The organism is Arthrobacter sp. 05L428, from assembly GCF_056397665.1.
The window spans coordinates 1-18,842 of the sequence record NZ_JBFTNW010000010.1 but is presented as its reverse complement, the minus strand read 5'-3'; the positions used below and the strand labels follow the sequence as shown (position 1 = coordinate 18,842).

Genomic DNA, 18,842 nt, shown 5'->3' with positions numbered 1-18,842 from the left:
TTGCAGGGAATGGTTTCCGGACTTGAGTCGATCCAGCTCGGCACGCTCATCCTGGTGGTGGTGGCCGGTTTCGCCGCCGGCTGGGTCGACGCGGTGGTGGGCGGCGGCGGGCTGATCCAGCTCCCGGTCATGCTGCTGATCCCCGGGATCAGCCCGGTGCAGGCACTGGCGACGAACAAGATGGGTTCCATCTTCGGCACCACCACGAGCGCCGTCACCTTCTACCGGCGCGTGCGGCCGGACCTGCGCACCGCGGTGCCTATGGCGGTGATCGCCCTGGCCGGCAGCTTCGGCGGGGCGGTGCTGGCGGCGACCCTGCCGGCCAGCGTGTTCAAGCCGATCATCGTGGCGGCGCTGGTCGCCGTCGCCCTGTTCACCGCCTTCCGTCCCAACGTGGGCGAGCTGACCAAGCTGCGGCACGACGGCCACCGGCACTATGTCGTGGCCTGCCTGATCGGCGCCGTCATCGGCTTCTATGACGGCATGATCGGCCCGGGCACCGGTTCCTTCCTGATCATCGCGCTGGTGTCCGCGATGGGCTACGCCTTCCTGGAGGCCAGCGCCAAGGCCAAGATCGTCAACATGGCCACCAACGCCGGCGCGCTGATGTTCTTCCTGCCGCACGGTTCGCTGCTGTGGGGGCTCGGGCTGGTCCTGGGCGCAGCGAACATGGCCGGCGGCTACCTCGGCGCCCGGACCGCGGTCAGCCGGGGCAGCAAGTTCATCCGGATCGTCTTCCTCGTAGTGGTGGGCGCGCTGATCCTCAAGCTCGGCTCCGACGTCTGGCAGGACGCCTTCGCCTGAAGGACCACGGCCCCCGGCGCCGGCACCTCCAAGCACTCCCGGACCGGCGCGGCCAGGCGTAGCATGCAGCTATGCCTGACGGTCCGGACCCCTACCGCGCTGCCCTGGAAGCCGCCGTGCGCCACGCCCACGAATGGCTGGACAGCCAGTCCAGCCGCAAGGTGGCGCCCAGCGCCACCGCAGCGGAACTGGCGGCCGAGTTCGGCGGCCCGCTGCCTGAGACAGGAACCCCCGCCGCCGAAGTGGTGGAGTACCTTGCGGCCAGGGCGGAACCCGGCCTGATGGCCATGCCCTCCGGCCGCTTCTTCGGCTGGGTCATCGGCGGCACGCTTCCGGCCGCGCTGGCGGCCGACTGGCTGGTCAGCGCCTGGGACCAGAACGCCGTACTGCGCTATGCCGCGCCGGCGGTGTCCGCGATCGAGGAAGCCGCCGGGAACTGGCTCGTCGGACTGCTCGGACTTCCGGCGGAGTCCGACGTCGGCTTCACCACCGGAGCGACCATGGCGAATTTCGCCGGACTCGCCGCGGCCCGCTGGCGGCTGATGACCGACGCGGGCTGGGACCTTGAACGGGACGGGCTCTTCGGCGCCCCCAGGATCCGCTGCCTGGTGGGCCGGGAACGGCACGACTCCGTGGACCTGGCGCTGCGCTACCTCGGGCTCGGGACGCCCACCCCGGTTCCGTCGGACCGGCAGGGACGGATCATCCCGGCCGAACTGGAACGCCAACTCGCCGAGGGCGCCGGTCCGGCCCTCGTCTGCCTGCAGGCCGGGAACCTTCACTCCGGAGCCTTCGACCCGTTTGCCGAGGCGGTCAGGGTGGCGAAGGAGCACGGCGCCTGGGTCCACGTGGATGGCGCCTTCGGGCTCTGGGCCGCCGCCGTGCCCGAACTCGCCGCCCTGACGGCGGGCATGGGGCTGGCCGATTCCTGGGCTACCGACGCGCACAAGACCCTCAACGTCCCCTACGACTGCGGCATCGTCGTGGTCCGGGACCGCACGGCTCTCCGCTCGTCGCTGGGAGTGCACACGAGCTACCTGATCCAAGCCGGGGACTGGGCGGGGGATCCGCTGGAAACCGTCCCGGAGCTCTCCCGACGGGCCCGCGGCGTCCCAGTGTGGGCGGCGCTGAAATCGCTCGGGCGCACCGGGGTGGCAGAGCAGGTCCGCAGGCTGGCCCAGCGCGCCGCGCAGCTCGCCGAACGACTCGCCGGGCTGGACGGAGTCGAGGTGCTCAACGACGTCGGCTACACCCAGGTCTCGCTGGCCTTCGGCGACGACGCGAGCACGCGCGCCGTGACGGCCCGGATCATTGCCGAGGGCCGGGTCTGGATGTCCGGCTCACGCTGGCAGGACCGGGACATCCTGCGGATTTCGGTGAGCAACTGGAGCACGGACGACGACGACGTGGCAGCCGCCGTCGACGCCGTGCGGGACGCTGTGGCAGCGGTCCGGGGGCACCGCTAGGGCTGGCCCGGCTGGTGGATGGCGTCCCCGGGCGCCGGCAGCTCCTGCGGCCCGGGCAGGCCCTCGAGGGTGTTCCCGGCGAGGGTGCTGGCGACCCACAGCGAGCGGGCCAGGTCGCCGTCGTGGTTCCGTTTGGCCGCGTACCACAAGGCGTTGTCCACCTCGCGGGCCAGGGCCCATTGCCGGGCGGTCTCGCCGTCGAGGCCGGCGGCAGAGCTGAAGTCCAGGCAACGTTGCAGCAAGGCTTCGCCGGCGCCGAACCGGGGCAGCTCGGCCAGGCGGTTCCAGAGCAGCGGGGCCACCGCGAACTCCGCTTCGCCGATCATGGGCTGCGGGTCGATCGCTTTGAAGTCCCCGGGTTTGAAGTCCCCGGGCGCCGCCTGGGCACCCGGCACGGCGAGGATGTTCAGGAAGTGCAGATCCGTGTGCACCAGCACGTCGGTGCCGGACCGCCGGCCGACGGCGCCGCGGGTCTGGCAGACCTCCAGGGCGGCCTCCAACAGCCAGCGAGGGAAGGGCCGGCCCAGCCGTTCCCAGCTCTCCGGGAGTTCGTCGCTCCATTGCTCGGCGCGGGCCGCCACATGATCGAACTCGCGCCACTCCGGCCGGCCGTCCGGAGGCAGGCTCAGCTGGTGGACGATGCCGCCCCAGATGTCCGCGGCGGCATCCAGGGGAACGTCCTGCAGCGAGTGCCCGGCGTCGAGCCGCTCAAGTAGCAGCGCGCCGGCGTCGGGGTCGGATGCAAGGGCCAGGACGGCGCCCTGGCCGCCCCACAGCGCCAAGGCGTGGCGTTCGACCAGTGCTTCCTCGTGCGGATAGGCAAGTTTCAGGACCGCCGCTGAGCCGGCCCGCTGGGGCCCAGTCCCGCCGTTATCTGCGCGGCGGCGCACCGGGACCACGACGGCGCCGTGGCCGTGCCAGGGCAGCACGCCGGGGGCGAGGTCAGGCTCGAGCTGCCATTGTTCCAGGCAGCGTCCGATCAGCCGGGGGAGTGACGCCAGCCAGGACCGGCCCTCGGCACTGTTGCCGTAGCGGCCGGTGAGGCCGCGCGGGATCGGGACGGCTGCTGGCGTTCTCATCGCCTCCAGCGTAGTGGCTGGCCTAGGCAGTGATGCCGCTGGCGCCCAGCCAGCTGCCGATCAGGAAGGTCGCCGCCAGTGCCGCGGCACCGCCGATTACCACCCGGACGGCTGCCTTCATCTTCGAGCCGCCGCCAATCCAGGCACCCATGGCTCCGGTCGCCGCGAGGGCCACGAGCACGGCCGCGAAGGTCAGCGGGACACGGATGTTTTCCGGCGGCAGCAGGATGGCCAGCATCGGCAGGATGGCGCCGACCAGGAAGGCGACGGCGGAGGCGAAGGCCGCGTGCCAAGGACTGACGATGTCCGTCTCGTCAATGTGCAGCTCGGCCGACAGGTGCGCGGCCAGGGCATCGTGCGCGGTCAGCTCGGTGGCCACCGTTCGGGCGGTTTCCGGGCTGAGTCCCTTGCCCTGGTAGATGGCGGCCAGCTCCGCCAGTTCCTCCTCGGGCTGTTCGGCCAGCTCGCGGCGTTCCTTCTCGACCAGCGCCTGCTGGCTGTCCTTCTGGCTACTGACCGAGACGTACTCGCCCAGGGCCATGGAGATGGCGCCGCCCACGAGCGCCGCGGAGCCGGCGATGAGGATCGGCCCCGAATCCGTGGTCACACCGGCGACGCCGACGACGACCGCAGCGACCGAGACGATGCCGTCGTTGGCACCTAGAACCCCGGCCCGGAGCCAGTTGAGCCGGTGCGCGATGTCGTTGTGGTGGGGCTCGTTGTCATGAAGTGCTGCTGCTCCGCTGGTTTCCATGCCTACAGCAAATCATCAGCTGGCGCCGCGGGCCAGTATTGGAAGGCTAAGCAAGGTAAGCAGGACCTTGGTCGTCCGGGGGAGAACCGGCCCGGGACGCCTTGACGCGGACACGTCCGCGGCCAGCCTCAGCCCGCGGGCAGGGAGGGGAACGACGCCGGATCCGCGCCCAGCCCCGGCACCGCTCCCGGGTCCGCGCCCCAGAGGGCGGCGCGGCGCGCAGCGCCCAGCAGCCCCGCGACGGCCCACTTCCGGGTCTCGCCGTCGCTGAGGGCCACGAGATCCCCGTAGGCGGGCAACGTGGCGGCCTCCAGCGCGGCCAGTCCGGGCCCCGGCGAAGCCAGGAACGACGGGTCCAGGGCGTAGCCGGGTTCCCGTGGAGGGATTGGGGCACACTGCGACCGGCTCAGGGATTCCGCCCCGGAGACCAGCGCTTCGTGCCGCGCGAGCTGATCGGCGGCCGACCTGGCCGCTGCACCGTTCAAGCGGGTCAGTGCCACCTGGTAGCCGTAAACGGTCTCCAGCTCGGTGCTGACCAGGGCTGCCAGGGCGCCCGGCAGCCCGGCGTTCCCGGCTGCGGCTCCGGGGCTGCTGGCGGGCGCGGCCGAGGGCGACGCCGTCGCAGCGGAGCAGGATCCGGCGGGGGCCGCTTCCAGTGCGGCCGCCCCCGGGGCGGGCACCGAGCCAGCAGGGTCGGGAGCGCCGGCCGCGGCGGCGAGGGCGGAGGACTGAAGCAGCTGAGCGGTCCCGACAGCAGCCAGCAGTCGGGCCATCCCGCCGTCGGCCGCGGCTGCATCGCTGAGCCGCTGCCGTCCGCTCTTTGCGAGGTCCGCGGCGAGCCTGGCGGCGTCGGCGGGGGCTGCAGAAGCCGCCGCAGAAGTAACCGCCGTTGCCGGCGCGGCAGCCGGCGCCTGGCCTGTGCGCAGCAGTGCGCGGGCCTGGGTTGTCAGCAAACTCACAGTCCGCGTGAGGGCGGCCCGGGCGGCAGCCGGCGCGGCGGGGCGGCCGGTGCCGGTGGGGGCGGCGCCGAGCTGCTCGCCGGCGGTCCGCAACTGCAGGGTATCGGCCAGGGCGGCGGCCCGCGCCTGCTCCGAGAAGGGCGGTTCCGGTGGTTTCGGCGGATTTCCGGGCCTAAACGCGATACCCAGGCTCACCACCACGAGGGCGAGGCAGACGAGGAGGGCCAGCCGGGGAAGGTGCCGGGGAACCCGGAGCCGCCGTCGTTCTTCCCTGCTGTCGTCTTTCACAACAGACCATGTTGTCATGCCGGCCGGGAAGTGGGTGCACCACGTCGCCGGGAATATCGCTACGCTAGTAGACACAACATCATCTAGCGGGAGGCGGGCGGCATCATGACCAACGCAGAAGCCACGACTTCGACAGACCGGACCGGGACGGGGAAGGCTGAAGCCGCACCCGCTCACAATCTGGAGGCCGAGCGCCTGTACGCGCTCCTCGAGCCTGCAGTCCTGGCAAACCGGCTGTACCTGGAGGACGTTTCCATCCACATTGCCGGCGCCAACCGGGTGGTCCACGTGGTGGTGGACCTGCCGCAGGAGGAGACCGGCGGCGTCAGTCTTGACGTCATCGCCGAGATTTCGAAGACCCTCTCGGACATCCTGGACAACGATCCGAGCACCGACTCGCGCCCCTACGACCTTGAGGTCTCCTCGCCCGGTGTCGGGCGGCCGCTCACCGAGGAACGGCACTGGTACCGCGCCCGCGGACGGCTCGTCACGGTCAACGTGATCCAGGGCGACAACGTCACCGGCCGCATCCAGTCCGTCGACGACGGCGGCGTGACCTTGGTTCCGGAGCTGGCCGTCAAAAAGGGGATGAAGCCCAAGCAGGGCGAACCCGTCAAACTTCCTTTCGACAGGATCCGTAGTGGAAAAGTCGAGATAGAGTTCAGCCACCTCGAAGAGGCCGGTCTGGAGAACGACAATGGACCTTCCGAGGAGGCCTAATGGATATTGACATGAGCGCACTGAGACTCCTGGAGCGTGAGCGCGAAATCCCGCTGGATCTCCTGATTCCGACCATCGAGCAGGCCCTGCTGGTGGCCTACCACAAGACCCCGGGGGCCTTCGAGAAGGCCCGTGCAGAGCTGGACCGCAAGAGCGGCCACGTGACGATCTGGGCCACCGAAATCGACGACGACGGCGCGCCGATCGGCGAGTTCGAGGACACCCCGGCCGGCTTCGGCCGCATCGCGGCAAGCACCGCGCGGCAGATCATCCTGCAGCGCCTTCGCGACGCCGAGGACGACAACGTGCTGGGCCAGTTCAAGGGCCGCGAGGGCGAACTCGTCGCGGGCACCATCCAGCAGGGCAACAACCCGCACATGATCCAGGTCAACCTCGGAACGGTGGAGGCGCTGCTGCCGCCGCCCGAGCAGGTTCCAGGCGAGAAGTACACCCACGGCAACCGGCTCCGCGCTTTCGTGATCGACGTGCACCGCGGTACCAAGGGCCCCTCGATCACGCTGTCCCGGTCCCACCCCGGGCTGGTCCGGAAGTTGTTCGAGCTGGAGGTCCCGGAGATCGCGGACCGCTCGGTCGAGATCGTCGCGCTGGCCCGCGAGGCCGGCCACCGCACCAAGATCGCGGTGAAGGCCAACACCCCCGGCATCAACGCCAAGGGTGCCTGCATCGGCGAAATGGGTTCGCGCGTCCGGGCCGTGATGACTGAACTGAACGACGAAAAGATCGACATCGTCGACTACAGCGACGATCCCGCCTCGTTCATCGCCAGCGCGCTCTCGCCGTCACGGGTGAATTCGGTCACCATCACGGATGAGGCCACCCGGTCCGCCCGCGTGGTCGTCCCGGAATACCAGCTCTCCCTGGCCATCGGCAAGGAAGGCCAGAATGCACGCCTGGCCGCCAAGCTCACCGGATGGCGGATCGACATCGTCTCCGACGCCGCGGAGAACCGCGACAAATAGCACCGGACCGGGGCCGTCCCGCGGCACCGCACCCGTGGCCCCTCCGGGGTTCCCGCGTAGCCCCCATTTCGGGCGACGGGGGCCGGAGGGGCTAGAATAGACATGACCGCGCCTAACGGCCGGTGTCCGCGTGCCTTCGACGCGACCGGTTTTCCGACCGGGAGCCGGGGGCCGGCAGATGCGTACTGGCAGGAAGATACTCGTAGTGGCAGAAGTGCAACACCTCGGGAATCAGCCGCAGCGCACCTGCATCGGGTGCCGGAAGAAGGGTCTGCGGTCGGAGTTAGTCCGGCTCGTCGCCGACGCCAGCGGTTCATCCGCTGTCGTGGTGGATGAACGACGCCGGATGGCTGGCCGGGGTGCATGGCTGCACCCCAGCGAAAAGTGCCTGGCACTGGCGGTCAAACGTCGAGCGTTCGGACGCGCCCTCAATGGCGCTGCCGGAACCGCCGACGTCGAACGCCGGATCATGGCAGGCACGCAAGCAGTGGACACCCCGGTGGCCGCAGCAACAACCGTCCAACCTGAAAGCGGGTCAGAAAACTGATGGAAACCCGATGAGTTCCCAGCGATGAGTGCGCAACGATGACAACTTTGTTGCGCTCTGCAATGGGCCTTTCAGCTGCAATCGCGGCGGAGGCCCGCAGTAAGAAGTAGACGGTTCGTGCCTGGCTCGGTGCGGACCGAGACAGGAGAAATGTGGCCAAGGTCCGCGTACATGAGCTTGCAAAAGAGCTCGGTATTACTTCCAAAGATGCAGTAACCAAACTGCAGGAACTGGGCGAATTCGTTCGCTCCGCCTCTTCCACCATTGAGGCCCCCGTTGTGCGGAAACTCCGCAACGCCTACCCCGACGCGCCTGCCGCTCCGAAGTCCGAAGCGCCCGCGTCCGCCCCCAAGGCCAGCCCCGCAGCGACACGACCGGCGCCCGCGCCGGCTCCGGCCGCGCCGAAGGCCGCCGAAACCAAGACTGAAGCCCCGGCTCCGTCGGCTCCCTCTGCTCCGGCCGAGGCGCCCGCAGCAGCGGCACCCGCCGCCGCTCCGGCTGCCGAGGCCCCGGCGGCTCCGTCCTCCGGCGCCAAGCCCGGCGCACGTCCGGCACCGAAGGCCGAAACCCCGGCTGCTCCGGCACGCCAGGGCGGCTCGGCGCCGCGTCCGGGCGGACCCCGTCCCGGCAACAACCCGTTCGCCACGTCCCAGGGCATGCCCCGCGGCCGCGGCGGCGACAACGAACGCACCTCCCGTCCGGGCAATAACCCGTTCGCTCCTTCCCAGGGCATGCCGCGTCCGGGCGGAAGCCGCACCGAGGGCGAACGCCCCGGCGGCCCCCGTCCCGCAGCAGGCGCTGGTGGTCCCCGTCCGGGCGCACCCCGTCCGGCCGGCGCTGCCGGTGCACGTCCGGGCGCTCCGCGTCCGGCCGGCGCTCCCGGCGCCCGTCCCGGAGCCGGCGGAAACCGTCCGACTCCGGGCATGATGCCTAACCGCACCGAACGTCCCGCACCCGCTGGTGCCGGCCGTCCCGGCGGCGGCGGCCGTGGTCCGGGCCGCCCGGGTGGCGCTCCCGGAACCGGTGCTCCCGGTGCCGGCGGCGGCGCTCCGGCCGGCGGTGGCTTCGGCAAGGGTGGCCGCGGTCGCGGTGGCACCCAGGGTGCCTTCGGTAAGGGCGGTGCAGGCCGCGGCAAGCAGCGCAAGTCGAAGCGTGCCAAGCGCCAGGAGCTCGAGCAGATGAGTGCCCCGTCGCTGGGTGGCGTGAGCGTACCCCGCGGCGACGGCAACACCATTGTCCGGCTCCGCCGCGGCTCGTCCATCACGGACTTCGCCGACAAGATCGAGGCAAACCCCGCCGCACTGGTGACGGTCCTGTTCCACCTCGGCGAAATGGCCACGGCCACGCAGTCGCTGGACGAGGAAACCTTCGCCCTGCTGGGCGAGGAGCTTGGCTACAAGCTCCAGGTCGTCTCGCCGGAGGACGAGGAGCGCGAGCTGCTCTCCGGCTTCGACATTGACTTCGAAGCGGAGCTGGAAGCCGAAGGCGACGAGGAGCTCGAGGCTCGTCCGCCGGTAGTTACCGTCATGGGCCACGTTGACCACGGTAAGACCCGGCTGCTCGATGCCATCCGCAAGTCCGACGTTATGGCGGGCGAGCACGGCGGCATCACGCAGCACATCGGTGCGTACCAGGTCACGCACAACCACGAGGGCACCGATCGCAAGATCACCTTCATCGATACTCCGGGCCACGAGGCGTTCACCGCCATGCGTGCCCGTGGTGCGAAGGTCACCGATATTGCCATCCTCGTGGTGGCAGCGGACGACGGCGTTATGCCGCAGACCATCGAAGCGCTCAACCACGCCCAGGCGGCCAACGTGCCGATCGTCGTGGCCGTGAACAAGATCGACAAGGAAGGCGCCAACCCGGAAAAGGTCCGCGGCCAGCTGACCGAGTACGGCCTGGTTCCGGAAGAGTACGGTGGCGACACCATGTTCGTTGAGGTCTCTGCCCGCCAGAACCTCAACATCGACGAGCTGCTCGAGGCAGTCCTGCTCACCGCGGACGCCGCCCTCGACATGCGCGCCAACCCGAACAAGGACGCCCGCGGTATCGCGATCGAAGCCAACCTGGACAAGGGCCGCGGTGCGGTCGCTACCGTCCTGGTCCAGTCCGGTACGCTGCACGTCGGCGACACGATCGTGGCAGGCACGGCCCACGGCCGCGTCCGCGCCATGTTCGACGACGACGGCAGCGCGCTGACCGAGGCCGGCCCGTCCCGCCCCGTTCAGGTGCTGGGTCTGTCCAACGTCCCGCGCGCCGGTGACACCTTCTTCGTGACCGCTGACGAGCGCACCGCCCGCCAGATCGCCGAGAAGCGTGAAGCCGCAGACCGCAACGCCGCCCTGGCCAAGCGCCGCAAGCGCATCAGCCTGGAAGACTTCGACCAGGCCGTCGCCGAAGGCAAGATCGACACCCTCAACCTCATCCTCAAGGGTGACGTGTCCGGTGCGGTTGAAGCCCTCGAAGACGCGCTGCTCAAGATCGATGTCGGCGAAGGTGTCCAGCTCCGCGTTATCCACCGCGGTGTCGGTGCGATCACGCAGAACGACGTCAACCTGGCAACGGTCGACTCCGCCGTCATCATCGGCTTCAACGTCAAGCCCGCCGAGCGTGTTGCCGAACTGGCAGACCGCGAAGGCGTGGACATGCGCTTCTACTCCGTCATCTACGCAGCAATCGATGACATCGAAGCAGCCCTCAAGGGCATGCTCAAGCCGGAGTACGAAGAGGTCCAGCTTGGTACCGCCGAGGTCCGCGAAGTGTTCCGTTCTTCCAAGTTCGGCAACATTGCAGGCTCGATCGTCCGCTCCGGTGTCATCCGGCGCAACGCGAAGGCCCGCATCACCCGCGACGGCAAGATCATCGGCGACAACCTCACCGTTGAGACGCTCAAGCGCTTCAAGGACGACGCAACCGAGGTCCGCACGGACTTCGAGTGTGGTATCGGCCTTGGCTCGTACAACGACATCAACGAAGGTGACATCATCGAGACCTTCGAGATGCGCGAAAAGCCGCGCGTCTAAGTCGGTCCGCCTGATGGCGAGTCAGCAGTAACAGGTGCGGGGCCGTTGGATTCTTTCCGGCGGCCCCGCCCCTGCGCTGGGCGGCCAACGTCTGACGACGTCGGCCGCCCAGCTCCGGCAGGCCCGATGCCACTCCCAGGCCGCCGGAAAAAATCTAACGGGAGTCCGTCGTAGGCTTGACTTAGGCGCGTGGCACCAAACTCACCAATGTGCGGCATTCGTTTCGGCGTCGTCGTACATCCAAATTTTTTAGGAGTGGAAATGGCTGATCCCGCACGGGCTGCCAAGTTGGCGCAGCGGATTAAGGTTGTCGTCGCTGAGGCTTTGGGCCGGAGGGTGAAGGATCCCCGGTTGGAAGGCGTGACAGTAACCGACGCGCGTGTGACCAATGATCTGCAGCACGCGACCGTCTACTACACCGTCTTCGGCGACGAGGTGGCCCAGGCCGACGCGGCCAAGGGCCTGGAGAAGGCCAAGGGTGTGCTGCGCCAGGAAGTCGGCCGCAACATCACCGTCCGATTGACGCCGACGCTGGAATTCGTGGCCGACCAGATCCCCGTGGTGGCCTCGAACCTTGAGGAACTGCTGCGCGAGGCCAAGAAGCGCGACGCCGAGGTTGCGGCCCTGGCCGCCAGCGCCAAGCACGCCGGCGACGCCGATCCGTACAAGAGCGACATTCCGGAGGACGTCGAGCTCGACGAAGACGACTTCGACGAAGAGGACACTGACCTCACCGCCGACGGCGACGTCGACGAGGACAGCAACAAGTAACCCCAGCACCGCCAGAACTGGCCGGACCCGGAAACGGGCCCGGCCAGTTCTGTGTCCGCCGGGGCTCCGGAGGACTTTGGACTCTATGCCCGGTCCCGGCCCGAGCGTCCCATGGAGGCATGACTGCGGGCAAGTGGAACGGCGGCGACCGGCCGTGACGACGACGCTCCTCAAGTGCCCCCAGTGCGGCACGACCAACCGCATACCGGCCGCTGCGGCCGGGCACCCGCGCTGCGGCAAGTGCCGCCGGGACCTGCCGTGGATTGTCGAGGCCGGCGACGCAGACTTTGCCGCCGTCGCGGAGCGGTCCCCGGTGCCCGCCCTGGTGGACTTCTGGGCGGCGTGGTGCGGCCCATGCCGGATGGTCAGCCCGGTACTGGACAAACTGGCGCAGGAACGGGCCGGCCGGGTCAAACTCGTCAAGGTGGATGTGGACAAGTCTCCGGAGCTTTCCCGGCGCTTCGATGTGCAGGCGATTCCCACCATGCTGGTGATCGCCAACGGCAAGGTCGTGGCACGGCAGGCGGGAGCCCCGCCGGCTGCTGCCCTGCGCAGTTGGCTGGACGGTGCGCTGGCAGCCCGGCCCGAAGGGAGCAAGCAATGACTGAAATCCTGCGCTACGAGGTCGGGTCGGGAACGGTGCTGGTGGAGGTCGAGGAAGGCAGCTTCGGCGTCGAACGGCCGGCGCGCAACGAACTCGGTATCCTCGACGCCGGCCGGCGGCTTGAAGACGCCCTTGCCGCGGTGCGGCCGGCAGCCAGGGCCGCTGCCGACGTGATGAGGGAGCTCGCTCCCGAACATCTGGAACTTCAATTCGGGGTGAAGCTGGCCGGGGAAGCGGGGGCCATCATCGCGAGGAACTGCTCCGAGGGGCACTTCATTGTCAAGATGTCCTTCACGGCGGCGCAGGCGCCGCTGCCGTTGCCGGAAGACGAAATCCGGCTTTGAGCCGGTAACCCTGATCCGGATCGGCCGGCGTCGCTGCCTCAGCGCCGCCGCCGGGCGCCCAGGCCGCCCAGCAGCGGGGAGCCCATCCCCAGCAGGAAGCCGAAGTCATACCAGTTGCCGGCCCGCCCCATGTTGTAGAAGGGGAACTCGCGCCAGGCCCCGAAGACGTGGGCAATCAGCACAATCCAGGCCGTGAGCCCGTTCCAGATGCCCCACAACAAGTCCTGCCACCACATGAGGTCCTCCTCCCGGGCCAGCCGCGCACCCGCCGTGAATCCGCCCGCACCCGCGTTTGGTCAGGCTACTGCCTGGCGCGCCCGGGCGGTAGGACTAGACGGCCCGGTCGCGGGCAGGAAGCCGGCCCAGGCCTTCCACAAGCTCCGCCTGGCTGCCGCACAGGGCAATCCGGATCCAGCCTTCGCCGATGGAGCCGAACGCGGTGCCCGGGGCGAAGGACACTCCCGAGTCCACGAGGAAGCGGCGCACCCAGGCCCGTACGTCTCCGCCGCTGACGTGCGAGACGTCGGCCCAGAGGTAGAAGGCGCCCTGCGCGGTGAGGAACGGGATGCCCTTGGACTCCAGCACGGCGGAGGCGGCGTCCCGATTGGCCCGGTAGTGCGCGTGGGCGTGGCTGACGTAGTCCTGCGGGCCGGTCAGGGCTGCCAGCGCGGCATACTGCGAGGGCGACGCGACGCAGGAAACGATCGCCTCCATCACGTTGTTCATCTGCTGCTCGATCCCCGGCGGGCAGATCAGCGCACCGATGCGCAGCCCCGTAAGCCCGTAGGTCTTGGACAGGGTCAGGGAGGTGAACACCCTGGCCTCGCCGGGAACGTCGCTGTCGAAGCGGGCCGGGCTGATGTGCGGTACGTCATAGGTGAAGGCCTCGTAGCACTCGTCCGAGATGATCCAGAGATCGTGCCGCCGGGCCAGCTCCACCAGGCTGCGGGTGAGTTCCTCGCCCAGCACCGCCCCGAGCGGGTTGGACGGGGAATTGAGGATCAGGACCTTGGTCCGCGGCGTGATCAGCGCTTCGATGTCTTCGATCCGCGGCTGGAAGTCGTGGTCCGGGTAGAGCGGGTATCCGATCGGGACGGCATGCAGCAGGCTGGCCGTCATCGCAAAGGTCGGGTAACCCGGATTGGGGATCAGGATTTCGTCGCCGGGGGAGAGCAGCAAGGTCATGGCAAAGTGCAGGCCCTGCTGCGCGCCGTCGACGACGTACACCCGTTCGGCGCCGACCGGCGTCGCATTGTGCTCGCGGAATCTGGCTGCGAAGGCTTCCCGCAGCGCCGGAATGCCGGCATTGGGGGTGTAGTTGGTCTCGTCACGGTCCAGGCAGGCCATCCCGGCCTCGAGGATGTGCCGGGGGAGGGCAAAGCCCGGCTCGCCGATGCTCAGCACGATCGCGCCGGGCGTGTGCCATGCGGCCTCGGTGATTTCGCGGATCTGGTTGACGGGAACGTCGCGGACGTGGGCTGCAAGCTCGGGCATGTCTGCCATCCTAGCCGTGGCCGGCTGCCAGGCCCGGGCGTCCGCGCCGGGGGCCGTCCCGGCGCGGATATACTGGGAGGCGTGCTTTCTGGACTGGTAATAGTGGATAAGCCGCAAGGCTGGACCAGCCACGACGTGGTTGGACGGATGCGGCGGATCGCCGGTACCCGAAAGGTGGGTCACGCCGGAACCCTGGACCCCATGGCAACCGGGGTGCTGGTGCTCGGCATCAACAAGGCGACCCGCCTGCTGACCTACATCGTGGGCACCTCCAAGACCTACACCGCCACCATCCGCCTTGGCGAGTCGACTGTCACGGACGACGCCGAAGGCGAGGTCACCGCAACCCGCAGTGCCGCCGCGGTCACCGAGGAAGGCATCCGGGCCGGCGTCGCCGCCCTGACCGGCGAGATCCAGCAGGTTCCCAGCAGTGTCAGTGCCATCAAGGTCAACGGTGAGCGTGCCTACGCCCGCGTCCGTTCCGGGGAAGATGTGAAGCTCGCCGCACGGCCTGTGACGATCTACCGCTTCGACATCCACGAACTCCGCCGCACGCAAGACGGCGAAGCCCTGGACTTGGACGTGACCGTGGAGTGTTCCTCCGGCACGTACATTCGTGCCCTCGCCCGGGATCTCGGCGAGGCCCTCGGTGTTGGAGGCCACCTCACCGCCCTGCGCCGGACCCAGGTTGGCCCCTACAGCCTGGAGCAGGCGCGCACCCTGGAGCAGCTGGCCGAGGAATTGGACGTCCTGGAGATGTCTCAGGCAGCCCGGGCGCTCATGCCCAACCGGGAGCTCACGGCGGAAGAAACCACGGAACTGTCCTTCGGCCGCAGGATCGCGGCGGGTGCCGCTGCCGGCACGCCGGATGCCGCAACGCCGGAGAAGCCCGCGGCCGCGTTCGCGCCGGACGGCTCACTCGTGGCGCTGCTGGCCGACGCCGGAAGTTATGCCAAGCCCGTGCTGGTCTTCGCGCCGGACAATGAAAAACCGGCCGCCGGGAAGACTGCCTCCGTGACGCCTTCCTCCGCGCCTTCCTCCGTGACGCCTTCCTCCGCAGAGCCGGCGGGCTAGCCGTGGACGCGTATTTCTACATCATCCTGGTGGTAGGGCTGCTCTCCACCCTCCTTTGCGTCGGTGCCGGCATCCTGAAGAAGGCCCCGAACGATGCGACAATCCTCTCGGTGGCGGCCGTCGAACTGTCCCTGCTGGTCTATCTGGTGGGTTCGATTGTCCGGGTCGCGTCGGGGGAGCACATCGCGGGGGAGCCCTGGGAGTTTTGGGGCTACTTGGTCACAGCGCTGTTGCTCCCGGTCGGCGCGGTGTACTGGGCCATCCTGGAACGCACCCGGTGGAGCAATTTCGTGCTGGCGGCTGTCGGCGTCACCGCGCTGGTGATGGCGGCCCGAATGAACCAGATCTGGTACTGACGTGGAAGAGGCAAAGAAGAACATGACGGCTTCACAGCACACGGGCGGCGACGCCGGGACCACCGCCGGGCAGCCGAGCGAAACCGCCGCCGGGACCGCCCGCCCGGCGTCGAAGGATACCCGCAACACCGGACCGGGCCGGCTGCTGATTGCTGTCTATGCGGTGTTCGCGCTCTCGGCAACCGCCCGGGCCGGGTACCAGATCCTCACCAAGTTCTCCGAGGCGCCGCTAGCCTACCTGCTGTCCGCCTTCGCCGCCGTCGTCTACATCGTGGCGACCGTGTCCCTCGCGAAGGCCGGTCGGACCTGGTTCAAGGTGTCCGTGACCGCCGTCCTGGTCGAGCTGATCGGGGTCTTGGTGGTCGGAGCGCTCAGCCTTTTCGACGCGGTCAACTTCCCGCACGAGACGGTTTGGTCCTTGTTTGGCCGCGGCTACGGCTTCATCCCGCTGCTGCTGCCGATCCTTGGCCTCGTCTGGCTTTACCGCCGCCGCCCGGCGCCCAAGCAGGCCTGACCCGGCTTCCCGCCCCACCGATCGAGCCCCCGACATGGGGCTACTTGCCGTGCCCCGGCGGCGCCGAATAGTAAGCAGACTTGCCAAATACATAGTAAGCATGCTTATGGTAGAACCGGAGTGCGGCGTGTGATAGCCGCGCACCTTAAGTTTGTCCACCGGAGCGAGGGAGGCATCATGAGCATTGTGAACGCCGTTCCCCGAGCAACATGGGAACCGAAAAGAGCAGGCAAAGGGCGCCGGTCCGGGTGCCGCGGATGAGCGAGAGCGCGGACAATAATCCGGCCACTAAGAGGTGGCGGACGGATCAGCTCTTATCCATGGCCGCACGGGTGGTAGAGCGGCGCAAGGACCAGGCCCTGGCGGCGCTGGGCCTGTCGCACGCCGCCGTGATAGCCCTCCAGGGTTTGGCCGGGGGGCCGTTGAACCAGGAGCAGCTGGCGCGCCGGATCGCGGTCCAGAGCCAGTCCTTGGGGAAGGTGCTCGGCCGGCTCGAAGAGTCCGGCCTCGTCACCCGAACCAGGGACCAGCGCGACCGCAGGCAGTTCTCTGTGGCCCTGACGACGTCGGGTATCGCCGCGCTGGCGACTGCGCATCGGATCGAGCGCGACGCGCTTCCCGAGGACCTGGAGGGCTGGACCACGCTGCAGCAGGATCTTGCCAGGATACTGGCCGCCTTCGAGGTCCCGGGCCGGTACTGAGCGCTGCTCTTTCCTGCGGGGACACCCCGCTGTGATTGGATGAGAGTCTTACTGGCCAGCTGCACGGCCCAGGCGTCCGTTCGACGGCGGAGCCGCTGGCCTTAGCGCCACGTGGCGCCGCCGTCGTCGTCGCTGGCGTTACGTGCCTGACGTGCCGGCTCCGTCACTATCGCGTCGGTCATCTTCGCGGGGAGCCTGAAGCCTGCGACGCAGCGCGGGCCACGCGGCCGCAAAGCCCGGGTGAAGCTCTTTGTCGTCCACACCCTCAAGGCTGACCCACTGCAATTCAAGGCTTTCCGGGTCGCTAATGGCCGGTTCGAAGGGCTCGACGACCTGGGCGGCCACGGTCGTGTAGGACCAGTACCCGACGTCGAACACCGAGGTGAACAGCACGCGGACGGATTCGGGCGGTACCGCGGCCTCCTCGTTGGCCTCCCTGAGCGCGCCGTTGACGGCGTCCTCACCCTGATGCAGGGCGCCGCCGGGAAGTCCCCACGTTCCGCCCTGGTCGCTCCAGGTGGCGCGGTGCTGCAGCAGCACACCCTTCGCAGCATCATGGACGAGCAGTCCCGCGGAGCCGAAGCGGCCCCAGAAGCGGCCGTGTTCGCCTTCCACCCAGGCATCGCCGGGGTCCCGCGGTCCGAGCGGCCGGCGGGGCTCGAGGTACGGGTTGCGCGGGGGCGTTTCCTGCTCTTCCGGCTTTGCGCTTGCGGCCGACAGATCTTCAGCGGGGTCCTGTTGGGCTGGCTGCGGGGAGACTGAGCTGTCCATCCGGCTAGTCTGTCATGCCGCCGTCTGGCGGATCCGGGCCGCGTGTGAGCTGTTTCAAAATGTGTCCTACCCTCCTGCTTGGATTGGTCCATGGGAATCAGTGCCGCGGTCGCCTTTGCTCCAGGCGGCCGGGTGGTGATGTCCGGGGGTTTTCCGTGGCCGGTCCCGTGCAGGTTCCGCGCCGCTGCCGCCCCCGTCCTAAGAGGGCGACGGCTGTTCCGGTGCGGGCAATAATGTCGTAGGTCCACGGCAGAATTGATTCATGGGAACCAGTGCAGCCCTCATTGCTCGGCCGGCCGGCTGGCCGGGCGATGATGTCCGCCGGGGTCGGTCACTGCGTAGCGTTCTGGGACAGCTACGGGAGTTGACCGCGACGGCGGCCGGGGATGCGGCGCTGTTCGGGTTCGGTGAGGCCGTGGAGTTCGCCGCCGGGGTCGAAGAGGCTGCCCGGGCCTTGGAATACCTGCAGGTTGTTGCTGCCGGGGCGGTGAACCGGACCCGCAAGGAGGCTGCCGCCGAGAACGCCCCGGTCCTCGATGACGGCTACCGCAAGACCGGCGAGTTCCTGCGGGACCGGCTCCAGATCACCGCCGTCGAGGCCCACCGCCGGCTGGCCCTGGCCGGGGACGTGTTGCCGCGGACCGGGATCACCGGCCAGCCGCTCCCGCCCCTGCGCGAGGAACTCGCCGACGCCGTGGCCGCCGGTACGGTCCCGTCGCGGTCCGCGACCATCATCACCCTCGCCCTGGCCCGGGTGCGGCCGCTGTGCGATGCGGAGACGGCCGCCCGGATGGAACATGCCCTGACCCGGACCGCAGTGGAGCACGACCCGGATTTCCTGGCCCGGGTCGCGAGGCGCTGGACGGACGCGATCGACCAGGACGGCGCCGAACCCTCCGAGGAGGTCCTGCGCCAGTTACAGGGCGCGTTCCTCCGGAAACCCCGCCACGGCCTGCAACATCTGGAAATCTTCGCCACGACCGAACAGTTCGAACACCTGCTGACCGTGATGAACACCGCCACCAACCCCCGCACCGGCACCGAGGCTCCCGATGATGCGGCAACCGGGAGCGCGGGCAGCGAACCCGGCAGCGCGGCCGGCGGCGTGGCGGGCACCGAAGAAACACTGCTCGACCGGCGGTCGAGGCCGCAGAAATCCCTCGACGGCCTGGTCGGCGCCTGCAAAGTGGCCCTGGCTTCCGGCGCACTGCCCGCCACCGGAGGGCTCCGGCCCCAGGTCATGGTCACCATCGATTACCGCGACCTCCTCGAACGCCTCCAACGAGACACCGGCACGGCCGCCGACGGGGCCGGCCAGGTCAGCGCCACCGGCCAGTTCGAGCGGGCCGGAACCACCGGACCGGGCCAGTTCGGCCGGGTCGGAGCCACCGGACACGGCCCCGGGGCGGGATCGCTCGGGTTCACCGGCACCGGGACGCTGGCCTTCACCGGCCCCGTCACCGCCGCGACCATCCGCAAAATCGCCTGCGACGCGGACATCATCCCCGTCCTGCTCGGAGCCCAGGGCCGGATCCTGGACATCGGCCGCACCAGCCGGATCTTCCCGCCCCACCTCCGCAAAGCCAT

Annotated in this window: 20 protein-coding genes; 14 read left to right on the top strand and 6 right to left on the bottom strand. The window is 69.1% G+C overall.

The genetic code is table 11. The features are described 5' to 3' along the window. Positions 1 to 9 precede the first annotated feature (9 nt). Both AC1DH3_RS15370 and AC1DH3_RS15365 read left to right on the top strand, forming a co-directional pair. Positions 10 to 804 (top strand): sulfite exporter TauE/SafE family protein, encoded by a 795-nt coding sequence (locus tag AC1DH3_RS15370; protein ID WP_476909699.1) that lies wholly within the window; start codon positions 10 to 12, stop codon positions 802 to 804. A gap of 71 nt (positions 805 to 875) precedes the next feature. Further along, positions 876 to 2,270 carry a pyridoxal phosphate-dependent decarboxylase family protein gene (locus tag AC1DH3_RS15365; RefSeq protein WP_476909698.1) on the top strand — a complete coding sequence of 465 codons (1,395 nt, stop codon included), beginning with the start codon at positions 876 to 878 and terminating at the stop codon, positions 2,268 to 2,270. Here the strand turns inward: AC1DH3_RS15365 and AC1DH3_RS15360 are convergent. From AC1DH3_RS15360 to AC1DH3_RS15350, 3 genes are all read right to left on the bottom strand, one after another. Continuing rightward, positions 2,267 to 3,349, bottom strand: coding sequence for an aminoglycoside phosphotransferase family protein (locus tag AC1DH3_RS15360; RefSeq protein WP_476909697.1), 1,083 nt, complete (start codon positions 3,347 to 3,349; stop codon positions 2,267 to 2,269). The two genes, AC1DH3_RS15365 and AC1DH3_RS15360, sit on opposite strands and share 4 nt — an antisense overlap. A gap of 22 nt (positions 3,350 to 3,371) precedes the next feature. Beyond that, the gene (locus AC1DH3_RS15355; RefSeq protein WP_441419355.1) at positions 3,372 to 4,103 is read right to left on the bottom strand and encodes a VIT1/CCC1 transporter family protein; all 732 of its coding nucleotides are present in this window, start codon (positions 4,101 to 4,103) and stop codon (positions 3,372 to 3,374) included. Between the two features lie 128 nt (positions 4,104 to 4,231). Continuing rightward, complete coding sequence (locus AC1DH3_RS15350; protein ID WP_476909696.1) at positions 4,232 to 5,350, bottom strand: ferritin-like domain-containing protein; 1,119 nt, start codon at positions 5,348 to 5,350, stop codon at positions 4,232 to 4,234. Positions 5,351 to 5,455: 105 nt separating this feature from the next. Between AC1DH3_RS15350 and AC1DH3_RS15345 the strand changes: the two genes are divergently transcribed. The 7 genes from AC1DH3_RS15345 (at position 5,456) to AC1DH3_RS15315 (ending at position 12,345) form a co-directional block, all read left to right on the top strand. After that, a complete protein-coding gene (locus tag AC1DH3_RS15345; RefSeq protein WP_441419357.1) occupies positions 5,456 to 6,070 on the top strand; it encodes a ribosome maturation factor RimP in 615 nt (204 codons plus the stop codon). Then, positions 6,070 to 7,050 (top strand): transcription termination factor NusA, encoded by a 981-nt coding sequence (nusA, locus tag AC1DH3_RS15340; protein ID WP_476909695.1) that lies wholly within the window; start codon positions 6,070 to 6,072, stop codon positions 7,048 to 7,050. The genes AC1DH3_RS15345 and nusA overlap by 1 nt, the downstream gene beginning before the upstream one ends. Positions 7,051 to 7,255: 205 nt before the next feature. Further along, positions 7,256 to 7,597, top strand: a complete 342-nt coding sequence (locus AC1DH3_RS15335; RefSeq protein WP_441419358.1) for a YlxR family protein — start codon at positions 7,256 to 7,258, stop codon at positions 7,595 to 7,597. A gap of 152 nt (positions 7,598 to 7,749) precedes the next feature. Continuing rightward, positions 7,750 to 10,626, top strand: coding sequence for a translation initiation factor IF-2 (infB, locus tag AC1DH3_RS15330; protein ID WP_441419359.1), 2,877 nt, complete (start codon positions 7,750 to 7,752; stop codon positions 10,624 to 10,626). A 261-nt stretch (positions 10,627 to 10,887) separates the two neighbouring features. Next, positions 10,888 to 11,397, top strand: a complete 510-nt coding sequence (gene rbfA, locus AC1DH3_RS15325) for a 30S ribosome-binding factor RbfA (protein ID WP_476893556.1) — start codon at positions 10,888 to 10,890, stop codon at positions 11,395 to 11,397. A 154-nt stretch (positions 11,398 to 11,551) separates the two neighbouring features. Next, the gene (gene trxA, locus AC1DH3_RS15320) at positions 11,552 to 12,001 is read left to right on the top strand and encodes a thioredoxin (protein WP_476909694.1); all 450 of its coding nucleotides are present in this window, start codon (positions 11,552 to 11,554) and stop codon (positions 11,999 to 12,001) included. Next, positions 11,998 to 12,345 carry a CU044_2847 family protein gene (locus AC1DH3_RS15315; protein WP_476909693.1) on the top strand — a complete coding sequence of 116 codons (348 nt, stop codon included), beginning with the start codon at positions 11,998 to 12,000 and terminating at the stop codon, positions 12,343 to 12,345. The genes trxA and AC1DH3_RS15315 overlap by 4 nt, the downstream gene beginning before the upstream one ends. 38 nt (positions 12,346 to 12,383) lie before the next feature. Here the strand turns inward: AC1DH3_RS15315 and AC1DH3_RS15310 are convergent, their stop codons facing one another. Together AC1DH3_RS15310 and AC1DH3_RS15305 are read right to left on the bottom strand one after the other, a co-directional pair. Continuing rightward, positions 12,384 to 12,581 carry a hypothetical protein gene (locus AC1DH3_RS15310; RefSeq protein WP_175323187.1) on the bottom strand — a complete coding sequence of 66 codons (198 nt, stop codon included), beginning with the start codon at positions 12,579 to 12,581 and terminating at the stop codon, positions 12,384 to 12,386. A 94-nt stretch (positions 12,582 to 12,675) separates the two neighbouring features. Continuing rightward, a complete protein-coding gene (locus AC1DH3_RS15305) occupies positions 12,676 to 13,839 on the bottom strand; it encodes a pyridoxal phosphate-dependent aminotransferase (RefSeq protein WP_476909692.1) in 1,164 nt (387 codons plus the stop codon). A gap of 81 nt (positions 13,840 to 13,920) precedes the next feature. Between AC1DH3_RS15305 and truB the strand changes: the two genes are divergently transcribed. The 4 genes from truB (at position 13,921) to AC1DH3_RS15285 (ending at position 16,484) form a co-directional block, all read left to right on the top strand. Continuing rightward, on the top strand, positions 13,921 to 14,913 hold the full coding sequence (truB, locus tag AC1DH3_RS15300) for a tRNA pseudouridine(55) synthase TruB (RefSeq protein ID WP_476909691.1): 993 nt from the start codon (positions 13,921 to 13,923) through the stop codon (positions 14,911 to 14,913). 2 nt (positions 14,914 to 14,915) lie between these two features. After that, complete coding sequence (locus AC1DH3_RS15295) at positions 14,916 to 15,269, top strand: hypothetical protein (RefSeq protein ID WP_476909690.1); 354 nt, start codon at positions 14,916 to 14,918, stop codon at positions 15,267 to 15,269. 22 nt (positions 15,270 to 15,291) lie between these two features. Continuing rightward, positions 15,292 to 15,783 carry a hypothetical protein gene (locus tag AC1DH3_RS15290; protein WP_476909689.1) on the top strand — a complete coding sequence of 164 codons (492 nt, stop codon included), beginning with the start codon at positions 15,292 to 15,294 and terminating at the stop codon, positions 15,781 to 15,783. Positions 15,784 to 16,103: 320 nt separating this feature from the next. After that, on the top strand, positions 16,104 to 16,484 hold the full coding sequence (locus tag AC1DH3_RS15285; protein WP_441419367.1) for a MarR family winged helix-turn-helix transcriptional regulator: 381 nt from the start codon (positions 16,104 to 16,106) through the stop codon (positions 16,482 to 16,484). 138 nt (positions 16,485 to 16,622) lie between these two features. On the opposite strand, the gene AC1DH3_RS15280 is transcribed toward AC1DH3_RS15285, so the two are convergent. Next, positions 16,623 to 17,204: an NUDIX domain-containing protein gene (locus AC1DH3_RS15280; protein ID WP_476909733.1), complete on the bottom strand. Its 582-nt coding sequence runs from the start codon at positions 17,202 to 17,204 to the stop codon at positions 16,623 to 16,625. Between the two features lie 313 nt (positions 17,205 to 17,517). Between AC1DH3_RS15280 and AC1DH3_RS15275 the strand changes: the two genes are divergently transcribed. Then, positions 17,518 to 18,842: DUF222 domain-containing protein (locus tag AC1DH3_RS15275; RefSeq protein WP_476909688.1), on the top strand; the 1,325-nt coding region annotated here is incomplete at its 3' end.

Bases quoted from the DNA above. Each gene is read 5' to 3' on its own strand.
- AC1DH3_RS15370 (WP_476909699.1), top strand. From the start codon at position 10: ATGGTTTCCGGACTTGAGTCGATCCAGCTCGGCACGCTCATCCTGGTG.
- AC1DH3_RS15365 (WP_476909698.1), top strand. From the start codon at position 876: ATGCCTGACGGTCCGGACCCCTACCGCGCTGCCCTGGAAGCCGCCGTG.
- AC1DH3_RS15360 (WP_476909697.1), bottom strand. From the start codon at position 3,349: ATGAGAACGCCAGCAGCCGTCCCGATCCCGCGCGGCCTCACCGGCCGC.
- AC1DH3_RS15355 (WP_441419355.1), bottom strand. From the start codon at position 4,103: ATGGAAACCAGCGGAGCAGCAGCACTTCATGACAACGAGCCCCACCAC.
- AC1DH3_RS15345 (WP_441419357.1), top strand. From the start codon at position 5,456: ATGACCAACGCAGAAGCCACGACTTCGACAGACCGGACCGGGACGGGG.
- nusA (WP_476909695.1), top strand. From the start codon at position 6,070: ATGGATATTGACATGAGCGCACTGAGACTCCTGGAGCGTGAGCGCGAA.
- rbfA (WP_476893556.1), top strand. From the start codon at position 10,888: ATGGCTGATCCCGCACGGGCTGCCAAGTTGGCGCAGCGGATTAAGGTT.
- AC1DH3_RS15315 (WP_476909693.1), top strand. From the start codon at position 11,998: ATGACTGAAATCCTGCGCTACGAGGTCGGGTCGGGAACGGTGCTGGTG.
- AC1DH3_RS15310 (WP_175323187.1), bottom strand. From the start codon at position 12,581: ATGTGGTGGCAGGACTTGTTGTGGGGCATCTGGAACGGGCTCACGGCC.
- AC1DH3_RS15305 (WP_476909692.1), bottom strand. From the start codon at position 13,839: ATGCCCGAGCTTGCAGCCCACGTCCGCGACGTTCCCGTCAACCAGATC.
- AC1DH3_RS15290 (WP_476909689.1), top strand. From the start codon at position 15,292: ATGACGGCTTCACAGCACACGGGCGGCGACGCCGGGACCACCGCCGGG.
- AC1DH3_RS15285 (WP_441419367.1), top strand. From the start codon at position 16,104: ATGGCCGCACGGGTGGTAGAGCGGCGCAAGGACCAGGCCCTGGCGGCG.